We start from the raw sequence: 13,419 nt of genomic DNA, 5'->3' as shown, positions 1-13,419 counted from the left end.
GAGAGCCCGTGCGCGGGCGGAGAACTGATGCTTTATCGCCGTTTCGAGAAACTGATCGACATTTTCCGCGAGGCCCCGACGGCCGCTCCGCCGGATCGGGTTCTCCCTTTTTATACCTATTACCTGAAGCAGGTCTGGCCGAGTTTCGCCGTCCTGCTGCTCGTCGGTCTGATCGGTGCGCTGATTGAAGTGGCGCTGTTCAGTTATCTGAGCCGCATCATCGACCTGACCCAAGGCACGCCTAACGTCGATTTCTTCAAGGAACACGGTATCGAGCTGGCCTGGATGGCGGTGGTAGCCCTGGTTTTCCGGCCGATTTTTGTTGGCCTGCATGACCTGCTGGTTCACCAGACCCTGAGCCCCAGCATGACCAGCCTGATCCGCTGGCAGAACCACAGTTATGTGCTCAAACAGAGCCTGAATTTTTTCCAGAACGACTTCGCCGGGCGCATCGCCCAACGCATCATGCAGACCGGCAACTCGCTGCGCGATTCTGCTGTGCAAGCGGTGGACGCGCTGTGGCACGTGCTGATCTACGCGATCAGTTCGCTGGTGCTGTTCGCCGAAGCCGACTGGCGCCTGATGATCCCGCTGCTGACCTGGATCGTCGCCTTCATCAGTGCCCTTTACTACTTCGTGCCACGGGTCAAGGAACGTTCGGTTGTGTCCTCCGATGCGCGCTCCAAACTCATGGGGCGGATCGTCGACGGCTACACCAACATCACCACCCTGAAGCTGTTCGCCCACACCAACTTCGAGCAGCAATACGCTCGCGAAGCGATCAAGGAACAAACCGAAAAAGCCCAACTGGCCGGCCGGGTGGTCACCAGCATGGACGTGGTCATCACCAGCATGAACGGGTTGCTGATCGTCGGCACCACCGGCCTGGCCCTGTGGTTGTGGACGCAATCGCTGATCACCGTAGGCGCGATTGCCCTGGCCACCGGCCTGGTGATCCGCATCGTCAACATGTCCGGCTGGATCATGTGGGTGGTCACCGGCATTTTCGAAAATATCGGCATGGTTCAGGACGGTTTGCAGACCATCTCTCAACCGGTCAGCGTCACCGATCGCGAGCAGGCCAAACCGCTCGCGGTCACCCGTGGCGAGGTGCGTTTCGAGCACGTGGATTTCCACTACGGCAAGAAGAGCGGGATCATCGGCGACCTCAACCTGACCATCAAGCCCGGTGAAAAAATCGGTCTGATCGGTCCATCCGGCGCAGGCAAGTCAACCCTGGTCAACCTGCTGCTGCGCCTCTATGACGTGGAGGGCGGACGTATCCTCATCGACGGCCAGAACATCGCCGAAGTCGGCCAGGAAAGCCTGCGCGAGCGCATCGGCATGATCACCCAGGATACGTCTCTGCTGCATCGTTCGATCCGCGACAATTTGTTGTACGGCAAACCCGACGCCACCGACGCCGAACTCTGGGAAGCGGTGCACAAGGCCCGCGCCGACGAGTTCATCCCGTTGTTGTCGGACTCCGAAGGTCGCACCGGTTTTGATGCCCACGTCGGTGAACGCGGGGTGAAACTCTCCGGCGGTCAGCGTCAGCGGATTGCGATTGCTCGCGTGCTGCTCAAGGACGCGCCGATCCTGATCATGGACGAGGCCACCTCGGCGCTGGACTCGGAAGTCGAAGCGGCGATCCAGGAAAGCCTGGAAACCCTGATGCAGGGCAAAACCGTGATTGCCATCGCTCACCGGCTCTCGACCATCGCCCGCATGGACCGGCTGGTGGTGCTGGAAAAAGGCAAGATCGCCGAAACCGGCAGCCACGCCGAACTGCTGGCCCATGGCGGGTTGTATGCGCGGTTGTGGCAGCACCAGACAGGTGGATTTGTCGGCATCGACTAAGTCGCTAACCTGATGATCGCTCCCACGCTCTGCGTGGGAGCGATCTTGCCCCCATCAGTCTTGCCGGTAAGGCAAGGCCGTCCTCGCTTCCTCGGCATACGCCAACACACCAGCGCGCTCTTGCTGCAGGAAGTCTTTGACGGCGGCTTTCAGGCCGGGATGACGCAAGTAGTGCCATGAATGAGTGATCACGGGTTCGAACCCGCGAATCAACTTGTGCTCGCCCTGGGCACCGGCATCGAAACGCTGGAAGCCATTGGCAATCGCGTAGTCCATGCCCTGGTAGAAACAGGTCTCGAAGTGCAGACGGTCGAACTCCGCCAGACAGCCCCAGTAACGACCGTAAAAGCTGTCGCCGCCCACCAGACTGAAAGCCATGGCCACCGGCCGTGAGCCTTGCTTGGCCAACACCACACGAATTGACTCTGGCATGCGCTCGGCCAGCAAACTGAAAAACTCCCGCGTCAGATACGGCGCTTGCCGACGCACTGCGTAGGTGTTGGCGTAGCAGGCATAGACAAAATCCCACTGCGCCTGATCGAGTTGCCTACCTTCAAGCCATTCAAAATCAATGCCCTGCCCCGCCACTTGTTCGCGTTCCTTGCGCATCTGCTTGCGCTTGCGCGAACTGAGAACGTCGAGGAAGTCCTGAAAATCCCGATAGCCGCGATTCTGCCAGTGGTACTGACAGCCGATTCGCTGCAACCAGCCCGGCTGCTCGGCCAAGGCTGCGTCAGTGAACGGGTCGGTGAAGTTGATGTGAGCACTGGAGAGTTGTTCGATTTCAAGGTAGCCCGGCAGGCTTTTCAACAGTTCGAAACCGTCCTCGAGCGTGGCCGCCAGCAAACGCGGGCCGCTGACCGGACTGAACGGCACAGCCGTCAGCAGTTTGGGGTAGTAATCGATCCCGGCACGCTCACAGGCATCGGCCCAGGCGTGGTCGAACACGTACTCGCCGTAGGAATGCCATTTGCGATAACTGGGCAGCGCGGCAATCAGGCGATCGCCTTCGATGTGCAACAAATGCTCGGGTTGCCAGCCGGAATGAGGGCCGACGCTGCCGCTGTCTTCCAGCGTGCTGAGAAAGGCGTGGCGCAGAAAGGGCTGATTCTCGGGCACCAGGGCATCCCACGTCTGCGACGCGATTTCGGACAGATTTTGCAGACGTTGCAGCGGCATCAGTTCTTCCCTACTTCTTTGCGTGAAAGCCCGGCGAGTATCGCCCATCGCCAAAAAATCCACACGAGCAATTCGACGACAGCGCTCTAGCTCAATAGTTCTCGACGACTTTGTATCGTCATCGAGACGCCATCACATTGCCACTGCTCTGTCATAAACCATCGCGATACTGGCGCCTGTTTTTAGAGCGCCGGGTTCTAAACCTGGTCACTGTTTTCCGTCCTCAACGGTCGGTTGTGTCCTGGATGGCTCAGTCATCCCATTACATCTTCGGAGATTGATATGCGTCTTGCTTCCACGAAAACTGCGGCGGCCTTGTGTGGTGGGTTGCTGCTGGCCATGAGTGTTCCGGCCAGCGCCGCAGTCGACGCCAAACTGCTCGACATGCTCAAGGCAAACGGTTCGATTTCGCCTGCGCAGTACACCGAGCTGCAAGCCGAGCTGGCCAGGGATCAGAAAGACCAGCAAATCGCCCGCCAGGCTCAACAAGAGACCAACGAGCAGATCGCGGCGACTGCGAAGAAAACCAATGAACTGAGTACCTTCGACCAGAAACTGGCGTGGGCCGCCAAAACCCAATTCAAGGGTGACGTGCGTTTCCGTCAGGAAAACGTCCACAACGATGGCGTTTCAAACAGCAAAGACCAGGATCGTCAGCGCATTCGTGCCCGCCTGGGTGCCTACAGCGAGATCAACCCGCAAGTCGACACCGGCATCCGTATCGCCACCGGTAACAACGACGACGCTCGCTCCACCAATCAGAGTCTGGACAATTACTTCGACAAGAAGCAGATCTGGCTGGACCAGGGTTACGTCGACTACCACCCGGACGCCATCAAGAACCTGCACATCGTTGGCGGCAAGATGCCGCAGCAATGGGTGAGCATGGGCGACATCATCTGGGATAGCGACATCAGCCCCGAAGGTCTGTCGCTGGCTTACAAATACCCGCTGGGCGCCAGCACCGAGCTGTTCGGTAGCGCCGGTCACTACACCCTCAAGGACAACGTCGACGGCGACGGCGTGCAGTTCAAACACGACTTGCGTCTGTACGCGGGTCAGTTGGGTGCGCGCTTCGCTATCACCGACAACCTGAAACTGACCCTGGGTGGCAGCGTCTACGGCTATGACAACGACGACGACATCTCCCCAGGCGGCACCAGTATTCCAGCCGCACTGGCCATCAACGGCAACAGCCCGAACGAGCAATTCAAACTGTACGAAGGCTTTGGTCAGCTCGACATCGGTGGCCTGCCTATGCCGCTCTCGCTGTACGGTCAGTACGTGAACAACAAAGACGCCAGCAACGATCAGGACTCTGCCTGGTTGGCCGGTGTAAAGACCAAGTTCTACGGCTTCGCAGTGGACTACAACTACCGCGACGTACAGCGTAACGCGGTGGTCGGCGCCTTCACCGACTCCGACTTCGCCAACGGTTTCACCGGTTCGCGTGGCAGCAAGCTGAAAGTGAGCTACGAGCTGGACAAAAACTTCAACCTCGGCGCGACGTACTTCATGGCTAACTCTGACTACACTAACGCCAACCTGAAAGACTCGGACATCAACACCCTGCAACTGGATGCCGAAGCGAAGTTCTGATTCCCCGCTACACAACTCGGGCAAGGAAGCCCGAGCCGCTTTTACAAACTCGCGTTGTGGTATCGGTCCCCATCATCCGTCCGATACTGCAGCGCGAGTTTTTTTTTCGCAAAAAAAAAGATCGCAGCCTGCGGCAGCTCCTACACCGACCGTATTCCAACCGCGATATCGCGTTGAAATCCAATCCCGTGTAGGAGCTGCCGCAGGCTGCGATCTTTTAAGGCGAACTCAGCGCTTGCGCAGAATCACGCTACCAATCGAGTAACCGGCGCCGAACGAGCTGAGCACGGCCAGCGAACCTGCAGCCAGATCGTCCTGGTTCTTGTGAAACGCAATCACGGAACCGGCGGAGCTGGTGTTGGCGTAGGTGTCGAGAATCACCGGGGCTTCTTCTTCGGTGGCTTCGCGACCCAGCAGCTTCTTGACGATCAGGTGGTTCATGCTGAGGTTGGCCTGGTGCAGCCAGAAGCGTTTCACGTCGCTGATGTTGAGCGTGTTCTCTTCCAGGTGCGTAGCGATCAGCTCGGCGACCATCGGGCAGACATCGCGGAACACCTTGCGGCCTTCCTGCAAGAACAGTTTGTCCTTGGCGCCGATGCCCTCTTCCGCCGCGCGGTTGAGGAAGCCGAAGTTGTTGCGGATGTTATTGGAGAACTTGGTCAGCAGCTTGGTGCTGACGATGTCGAACTGGTACTTGGACGTTGCCAGGTCAGCACGTTCGATGATCACCGCAGTCGCGGCGTCGCCGAAGATGAAGTGGCTGTCACGGTCGCGGAAGTTCAGGTGACCGGTGCAGACTTCCGGGTTGACCATCAGGATCGCCCGGGCCTGGCCCAGTTGCACGCTGTTGGCCGCAGCCTGAATGCCGAAGGTTGCCGAGGAGCAGGCGACGTTCATGTCGAAACCGAAACCCTGGATGCCCAAGGCTTCCTGGACTTCGATGGCGATGGCCGGATAGGCCCGTTGCAGGTTGGAGCAGGCGACGATCACGCCGTCGATGTCCGCGGCGGTTTTGCCGGCACGCTGCAAGGCTTGCTCGGCGGCGCCGATGGCCATTTGGCAAAGTACCGACCACTCGTCATTCGAGCGTTCCGGCAGGCGTGGCGCCATGCGTTGCGGGTCGAGGATGCCTTCCTTGTCCATGACAAAGCGGCTTTTGATGCCAGACGCCTTTTCGATAAACGCCGCGCTGGACTCGGTCAACGCTTCGATTTCGCCGCGCGCGATGGCGTCGGCGTTGTCGGCGTTGAATAGCGCGACGTAAGCGTTGAAAGACTGCACCAGCTCTTCGTTGGAGATGCTGTTGGCCGGGGTGTACAGGCCGGTGCCGCTGATGACGACGTTATGCATGGTCGTTTCTCTAATCTGTTCAGGCAGAAAGTGTTGGCACCGACGTACCAACACACAAAGGATTTGCTCCCGTCAGGGGGAGCAAACCTGGCATCGCTTTATTCCGATCCGCCCAGACCTGTGAAGGCTTAAAACCGCGGGGCCGGCGTTTATAGGCGCGAAGTTTGCCATAAACATTGGGTTTTGGCGCCTTTTTGCTGGATCAAACGCCTGCCTCAAATGCAACCGCGTACCTGTAGGAGCACGGCTTGCCGGCGATGGCGGCCTTGAGATAGCTATCGCGAGCAAGCTTTGCTCCTACAAGTGTTCGACTCAGGGTTCGACCTGGGTCCATTGCTTGTTCAGGCGCTTGTCGGAGATCGGTACCTTGGTCCCCAATTGTTGGGCGAACAGGGAAACCCGGTATTCCTCCAGCCACCAGCGATAGAGCTCCAGCTGCGGATCGTGTTTGCCTTCCTGGGCATGTTTGTTGGCGCGGGTTTGATATTGCGTCCACAGGCCAGACAACTCGCCACTCCAGACCCGGTCCCTCTGCACCTGAGCGCCGATTTTCTCGAAGCGCTGCTCGACCGCTTTCAGATAACGCGGCAGCTCCTTGAGCCACTGCATCGGGGTTTCCCGGACGAAGCCCGGATACACCAGATGACTGAGTTGCTGCTTGATGTCGTTCAGGGCCACGGCTTGCGCCAGGTCGATCTTGCCCTTGAAGCGTTTTTGCAGGCCGTGCCAGAGCTTGAGAATTTCCAGCGTCAGCTTCGCCAGCCGTTCGGCGTGCTCAGTCCAGCCGCCGCGTTTGCGTTCAGCCAGCGATGCCAACCCGGCGCCATCCCGTGGCAGCGGGTTTTCGCCGTCAAGAATGCAGCTGTCGAGGCTGGCCAGCAGGATGTCCTCGACCAGACTGTCGACGCGCCCCATGTCGCGGTACATCAGACCCAATTCGGTCAGCCCCGGCAACTTGCTGCGCAGGAACTTCGCCGGTTCAGCCAGTTGCTGCATCAGCAAACGCTGCAAGGCGCGGCGATGTTGAAACTCGGCTTCGGCCGGCGTAGAGAAACGTCCTTCCTTGACCGTGCCACTCTCTTCCACCAGCGCCGGATACACCGTCATCGATAGCCCGGCGATCTTCTGCTGGGTTTTCTCGGCGACGGCGGCAAACACTTTCGGCTCCACCGGTTGCTGGTTTTTCGCGGTTTGCGGCACGGCCAATGCAGCCTGACTGGCTTCGGCGAAGCGTGCGGTCAGTTCCGCCAGATCACGCCCTTCGCCCAGGAACTTGCCTTGGCCGTCGACGATTTCCAGGTTCATCCGCAAATGACTGTCGACCTGCTGCGATGCTTCGACCCAGGCTTCATCGCTGACCCGCACACCGGTCATGCGCAACAGTTCACGGCCCAGCGCTTGAGGCAACGAGCCCTCGGCGAAAGTCATGCGCTGCAATGCTGCTTTGACGAAGTCCGGCACCGGTACGAAATTCTTGCGCAGGGCTTTGGGCAGGTTGCGCACCAGCGCGATGCACTTGGCCTCGATCACGCCCGGCACCAGCCATTCCAGGCGCTCCGGCGGCAGCATCGGCAACAACGGCGCCGGCACACGCAGGGTCACGCCGTCACGCGGGTGGTTCGGTTCGAAGTGATAACTGAGCGCCAATTCCAGATCACCGATGTGCAAGGTGTCCGGGTAATGAAGGGCAGTGACTTCACTCGCCTCGCGGGCCAGCACGTCTTCTTCGCGCATGATCAGCAGCTGCGGGTCTTTCTGACTGTTGACCCGATACCAGCTGTCGAAGGTCGCAGTCTGGTGGATCTCCGCCGGCAGTCGCGCATCGTAGAAGGCGAACAGGGTTTCTTCGTCCGCCAGAATGTCGCGACGGCGAGCCTTGGCTTCCAGTTCGTCGAGCTGTTCCAGCAGTTGCGCATTGGCCGCCAGGCACTTGGCCTTGGATTGAATCTCGCCGCGTACCAGGCCTTCACGAATGAACAGTTCACGGGACGTGACAGGGTCGATCGGCCCGTAATGCACCGGCCGGCGACCAACCACGATCAACCCGAACAACGTGATCTGCTCGAACGCCACGACCTGACCGCGCTTCTTCTCCCAATGGGGTTCGAAGTGGTTTTTCTTGATCAGGTGCCCGGCCAAGGGCTCGATCCAGTCGGAGTCGATCTTGGCGACCATCCGCGCGTAGAGCTTGGTGGTTTCCACCAGTTCGGCGGCCATCAGCCATTGCGGACGCTTTTTACCGAGGCCCGATGACGGGTGAATCCAGAAACGTCGCTGACGCGCACCGAGGTAATCGCCTTCATCGGTTTTCTGGCCGATCTGGCTGAGCAGCCCCGAGAGCACGGCTTTGTGCAGCTTCGGGTAATCCGCCGGTTCTTTATTGAGGCTCAACTGCATGTCGCGGCAGATCAGGCTCAACTGCCGATGGGAGTCGCGCCATTCGCGCAGACGCAGGTAATTCAGGAAGTTCTTGCGGCACCAATTGCGCAGCGGGCTGGCGGTCAGGGCCTGGCGCTGTTCTTCGAAACCACGCCACAGATTGACCAGCCCGGCGAAATCCGAGTCCACGTCTTTCCATTGCGCGTGGGCCTGATCCGCCGCTTGCTGACGTTCCGGCGGACGCTCGCGCGGGTCCTGAATCGACATGGCGCTGGCGACGATCAGCACTTCCTGCAAGCTGCCGAGTTTCGCCGCTTCCAGCAGCATGCGGCCCATGCGCGGGTCCACCGGTAGCCGCGCCAATTGACGGCCAAGCGGCGTCAGTTGGCTGTTGCGGTCGACCGCCGAGAGCTCTTGCAGCAGGTTGAAACCGTCGCTGATAGCCTTGCCATCCGGCGGCTCGATAAACGGGAAATCAGTGATCTCGCCGAGGCGCAGATGCAGCATCTGCAAAATCACCGCCGCAAGGTTGGTGCGCAGGATTTCCGGATCGGTAAATTCCGGGCGACCGATGAAATCTTCTTCGCCGTATAGACGAATACAAATACCCGGCTCGACCCGCCCGCAGCGACCTTTACGCTGGTTGGCGCTGGCCTGGGAAATGGCTTCGATAGGTAGCCGCTGGACCTTGGCGCGGTAGCTGTAACGGCTGATGCGCGCGGTGCCGCTGTCGATCACGTAACGAATGCCCGGCACGGTCAGCGAGGTTTCCGCGACGTTGGTCGCCAGGACCACGCGCCGGCCTGGGTGCGACTGAAAAATCCGCTGCTGTTCGGCCGGTGACAGCCGTGCGTAGAGCGGCAGAATCTCGGTGTGCTTGAGCTGGGCCTTGCGCAGCATGTCCGCCGCGTCGCGAATCTCGCGCTCGCCGGGCAGGAACACCAGCACGTCGCCGGGGCTCTTGCGCTCGCTGCGTTCGAACGCGGCGATTTCGTCGAGTGTGGCGAGGATCGCCTGATCCACCGTCAAGTCGTCCTCGACGCGGTTGCCCTCTTCGTCTTGCTCCAGGGTCAGCGGGCGATACCAGGTTTCCACGGGGAAGGTGCGGCCGGAGACTTCGACAATCGGCGCGTCATCGAAGTGCTTGGAAAAACGCTCCAGGTCGATGGTCGCCGAAGTGATGATGACTTTCAGGTCCGGACGACGCGGCAACAGGGTTTTCAGGTAACCCAGCAGGAAGTCGATGTTGAGACTGCGTTCGTGGGCTTCGTCGACGATGATCGTGTCGTAGCGTTCGAGATAGCGGTCGTTCTGGGTTTCCGCCAGCAGGATGCCGTCGGTCATCAGTTTGATCAGGGTGTTGGAATCGCTCTGATCCTCGAACCGTACCTGATAGCCGACCAGCGCACCCAACGGCGTCGCCAGTTCTTCGGCGACCCGGCTCGCCACGCTGCGGGCGGCGATTCGACGGGGCTGGGTGTGGCCGATCAGGCCATGCTGACCGCGACCGATTTCCAGGCAGATCTTCGGCAACTGGGTGGTTTTACCCGAACCGGTTTCGCCGGCAATGATCAGCACCTGATGCTTGAGCAGCGCTGCTTTGATTTCGTCGCGCTTGGCGGCGATCGGCAGGCTGTCGTCGTAACGAATCACCGGCAGGCTGGCACGCCGCGCCAAAACCTGATCACAGGACGCCTGCGTGCGCGTCACCCACTGGGCCAGCTTGGCCTCGTCAGGTTTTTTGCGCAGCTCAAGCAACTGCCGCCGCAGCCGGTGGCGGTCGGCGAGCATGGCGTGATCGAGGTTTTTCAGCAGTTTGTCGATGGAAGGCGATTCGTCAGTCATCAGGTACGCAATAAGTCGTCTAGTGGCGCAGGGGGCGGATTGTCGCAGATTTGGGGGTGTTTGGCGTGTCAGGGAGGACCACCCCTCACCCTAACCCTCTCCCCAGAGGGGCGAGGGGACTGACCGAGGTGTTTTATCAAGTTACATCGACCTGAAATATCGAGTCGAACTCAGGATTTGAAAGGCATGGAGATCGGCTCCCTTTCCCCCTCTCCCTCGTGGGGAGAGGGCTGGGGTGAGGGGTGGATCTCAGCCCCTACTCATTGTCGAGGCCCTTACGGCGATACGGGAACACATCAATCACCTTCCCGGCGCGAATGGCTTCCTGAAGGCTTTTCCAGTAATCGGCGTTGTACAACTCACCATGCAACTGATCAAACAACTTGCGCTGCCCCGAATCAGCAAACAAAAACGGCGGAAACTCTTCGGGAAACACATCCAGCGGTCCGATCGAATACCACGGCTCAGAAGCCATCTCGTCTTCCGGCGTGCGCGGTTGCGGGATATGCCGGAAGTTGGCCTCGGTCAGGAAGCAGATCTCGTCATAGTCATAAAACACCACCCGCCCGTGACGCGTGACGCCGAAGTTCTTCAGCAGCATGTCGCCGGGAAAGATGTTCGCCGCCGCCAGTTGCTTGATCGCCAGCCCGTAATCCTCCAGCGCCTCGCGGACCTGAGCGTCGTTGGCGTTCTCCAGATAAAGGTTCAACGGCGTCATCCGCCGTTCGGTCCAGCAGTGGCGGATCAGCACGGTGTCGTCCTCTACCGACACGGTGGACGCGGCCACTTCGAGCAATTCTTGCAGGCATGCCGGCTCGAACTTGCTCAACGGGAAACGGAAGTCGGAAAATTCCTGGGTGTCGGCCATGCGCCCGACCCGGTCGACACTTTTCACCAAACGGTACTTCTCGATCACCGTGGCGCGGTCGACGTTCTTTGACGGCGAGAAGCGGTCCTTGATGATTTTGAACACGGTGTTGAAACCCGGCAGGGTAAACACGCTCATCACCATGCCACGCACGCCCGGGGCCATGATGAACTGGTCGTCGGTGTTGGCCAGGTGATTGATCAGCGCCCGGTAGAACTCGGACTTGCCGTGTTTGTAGAAGCCGATCGAGGTGTACAGCTCGGCGATGTGCTTGCCCGGCAAAATGCGTTTGAGGAAACCGATGAACTCCGCCGGTACCGGCACGTCGACCATGAAATACGAACGGGTGAACGAGAAGATGATCGACACGTCCGCTTCATCGGTGATCAGCGCATCGATCTGAATCCCGCGACCTTCGCGATGCAGCAGCGGAATCACCAGCGGCCATTGTTCGTCCTGGGTGTAGATGCGCCCGACCAGGTACGCGCCTTTGTTGCGGTAAAGCACCGAGGAAAACAGTTCGACGCTCAATTCCGGGTCCTTGCAGACCCAGTCCGGCAGGTTTTCACGCAGTTGAGCTTCGAGGCGACGCAGGTCGCCGGCAAGGTCGGCGTAATCCTCGCTGAAGCGGTAGTCGGCAAAAATGCTCGCCAGCATCCCGGACAACTGCCCCTGAGGCTTGTAGGTGCGGGTTTGTGCGGCGCGGGCCCGGCGCAGGCTCGGCCGGGTGGTGTGGATGAACATGCAGCCGTCGCTGATCAGGTCGTGGCTGAACAACCCGCAGAAGATCGAGTTGTACCAGGTTTCGGACAGTTCATCGTCGAAGCGCAGGTCGATCAGCGTGATGTAAGCGCTTTTGACCAGCGGCCAGCAGCTGACATCCAGCGTGTCAGCGTCAAACGCGATGCGCAGTCGTGCCACCGTTTCGCTGACTTTTTCTTCGTAGAGATTGATCCGCGCGGCCGACGCCGATTGCGTCTCCTGCCACTTGGCCTGCTCGAAACGAGCTCGGGCGCCGTCGGTGATCTGGCGGAAATGCTCGCGGTAATCGTCAAAGCCATCGAGGATCATTCGGGCGATGTCGGCGGCTGGCCATTGCTGCGGCATAGGTAAAACCTCGGCGGCTGATGCTTATCGTGGGCCTGAGCTTAGTGGCCCTTTGTTACGCAACGCAACCATTGCCTTGCGTCCTGACTGGCGCGACACTTGCGAGCCAATCAAGGAAGGAACGTGCTGTGAACCCCGTCGATACTCTGCGTTTGTTATCGCTTGCCGCCATTTGGGGCGCGAGCTTTCTGTTCATGCGCATCATTGCCCCGGTGATTGGCACAATCCCCACTGCTTTTTTCCGCGTATCGATTGCCGCAGTCGGCTTGTTGGTGATCCTCGGGCTGATGCGCATCAGCTGGGATTTCAAAGGAAAACTCAAAACCGTGATGCTGCTCGGAGTGATCAACTCCGGGATTCCGGCGACCCTCTATTCGGTGGCTGCGCAAGTGTTGCCGGCCGGTTATTCGGCGATTTTCAACGCCACCACCCCATTGATGGGCGTGCTGATCGGCGGTCTGTTCTTCCATGAAAGGCTCACCGCCGCCAAGCTTGGCGGTGTGTTCCTAGGGTTGCTTGGCGTGGGCATCCTGACCCGAGCCGGTCCGGTGGCGTTCGACATGGAACTGCTGATGGGCGCCCTCGCCTGCCTGCTCGCCACGACCTGCTACGGTTTCGCCGGGTTCCTCGCGCGCCGCTGGCTCGATCAGGCCGGTGGTCTCGACAGTCGTCTATCGGCGGTGGGCAGCATGCTGGGCGCGACGTTGTTTCTGTTGCCGCTGTTTGGTTACAGCGTGATCAGCCAGCCACCGGAGAGCTGGGGCGGCTGGAGTGTCTGGTTGTCGCTGCTGGGGTTGGGGCTGGTGTGTACGGCGCTTGCGTACATTATTTACTTCCGCCTGCTCAGCTCGGTCGGGCCGGTGAAGTCGATGACCACGACCTTTCTGATTCCGCCGTTCGGGGTGTTGTGGGGGGCGTTGTTGCTGGATGAGCCGTTGTCGATGGCGCACATCTATGGCGGGGTGTTGATTGCGGCGGCGTTGTGGTTGGTGTTGAAGACGGCGGTGGTGAGGGCTGTTGGGGTGGCTGCCAAGTAGTTTGACGGTGTTGCTGATGACGCCATCGCGGGCAAGCCTTGCTCCTACGGTGCTGTGTCGTTCACGTACATTGCGCACGACATCAAACCTGTAGGAGCAAGGCTTGCCCGCGATGGCGTCGGTTCAGACGGCTACAGAGCCAAATCACTCACCTCGCCATCCACCAGCCGCCGAATCCCCAACGGATTGGCGTTC

At 59.8% G+C, this 13,419-nt stretch carries 7 protein-coding genes; 3 read left to right on the top strand and 4 right to left on the bottom strand.

The genetic code is table 11. The annotated features are described in order from the left end of the window. The first annotated feature begins 27 nt into the window (after positions 1–27). Positions 28–1,860, top strand: a complete 1,833-nt coding sequence (locus tag PMI27_RS06720; protein WP_008153187.1) for an ABC transporter ATP-binding protein — start codon at positions 28–30, stop codon at positions 1,858–1,860. A gap of 54 nt (positions 1,861–1,914) precedes the next feature. Here the strand turns inward: PMI27_RS06720 and PMI27_RS06725 are convergent, their stop codons facing one another. After that, entirely contained in the window at positions 1,915–3,039 is a 1,125-nt protein-coding gene (locus tag PMI27_RS06725; protein ID WP_008153185.1) for a GNAT family N-acetyltransferase, read from the bottom strand. Between the two features lie 282 nt (positions 3,040–3,321). On the opposite strand from PMI27_RS06725, the gene PMI27_RS06730 reads away from it, so the two are divergent. After that, positions 3,322–4,638 (top strand): putative porin, encoded by a 1,317-nt coding sequence (locus tag PMI27_RS06730; protein ID WP_008153183.1) that lies wholly within the window; start codon positions 3,322–3,324, stop codon positions 4,636–4,638. A gap of 228 nt (positions 4,639–4,866) precedes the next feature. Here PMI27_RS06730 and PMI27_RS06735 read toward each other — a convergent pair whose 3' ends face one another. The 3 genes from PMI27_RS06735 to aceK form a co-directional block, all read right to left on the bottom strand. Then, complete coding sequence (locus PMI27_RS06735) at positions 4,867–5,988, bottom strand: beta-ketoacyl-ACP synthase III (RefSeq protein WP_008153180.1); 1,122 nt, start codon at positions 5,986–5,988, stop codon at positions 4,867–4,869. A 312-nt stretch (positions 5,989–6,300) separates the two neighbouring features. Further along, positions 6,301–10,212: an ATP-dependent RNA helicase HrpA gene (gene hrpA / locus PMI27_RS06740; RefSeq protein ID WP_008153178.1), complete on the bottom strand. Its 3,912-nt coding sequence runs from the start codon at positions 10,210–10,212 to the stop codon at positions 6,301–6,303. Between the two features lie 256 nt (positions 10,213–10,468). After that, on the bottom strand, positions 10,469–12,187 hold the full coding sequence (gene aceK, locus PMI27_RS06745) for a bifunctional isocitrate dehydrogenase kinase/phosphatase (protein WP_008153176.1): 1,719 nt from the start codon (positions 12,185–12,187) through the stop codon (positions 10,469–10,471). A gap of 128 nt (positions 12,188–12,315) precedes the next feature. On the opposite strand from aceK, the gene PMI27_RS06750 reads away from it, so the two are divergent. Beyond that, complete coding sequence (locus PMI27_RS06750) at positions 12,316–13,224, top strand: DMT family transporter (RefSeq protein ID WP_008153173.1); 909 nt, start codon at positions 12,316–12,318, stop codon at positions 13,222–13,224. The last annotated feature ends 195 nt before the right edge of the window (positions 13,225–13,419 follow it).

This window comes from Pseudomonas sp. GM41(2012), assembly GCF_000282315.2.
Taxonomy (GTDB): Bacteria; Pseudomonadota; Gammaproteobacteria; order Pseudomonadales; family Pseudomonadaceae; genus Aquipseudomonas.
Note: the sequence above shows the minus strand (reverse complement) of the source record. Positions and strands in the feature narration are given on the sequence as shown.

Bases quoted from the DNA above. Each gene is read 5' to 3' on its own strand.
- PMI27_RS06720 (WP_008153187.1), top strand. From the start codon at position 28: ATGCTTTATCGCCGTTTCGAGAAACTGATCGACATTTTCCGCGAGGCC.
- PMI27_RS06725 (WP_008153185.1), bottom strand. From the start codon at position 3,039: ATGCCGCTGCAACGTCTGCAAAATCTGTCCGAAATCGCGTCGCAGACG.
- PMI27_RS06730 (WP_008153183.1), top strand. From the start codon at position 3,322: ATGCGTCTTGCTTCCACGAAAACTGCGGCGGCCTTGTGTGGTGGGTTG.
- PMI27_RS06735 (WP_008153180.1), bottom strand. From the start codon at position 5,988: ATGCATAACGTCGTCATCAGCGGCACCGGCCTGTACACCCCGGCCAAC.
- hrpA (WP_008153178.1), bottom strand. From the start codon at position 10,212: ATGACTGACGAATCGCCTTCCATCGACAAACTGCTGAAAAACCTCGAT.
- aceK (WP_008153176.1), bottom strand. From the start codon at position 12,187: ATGCCGCAGCAATGGCCAGCCGCCGACATCGCCCGAATGATCCTCGAT.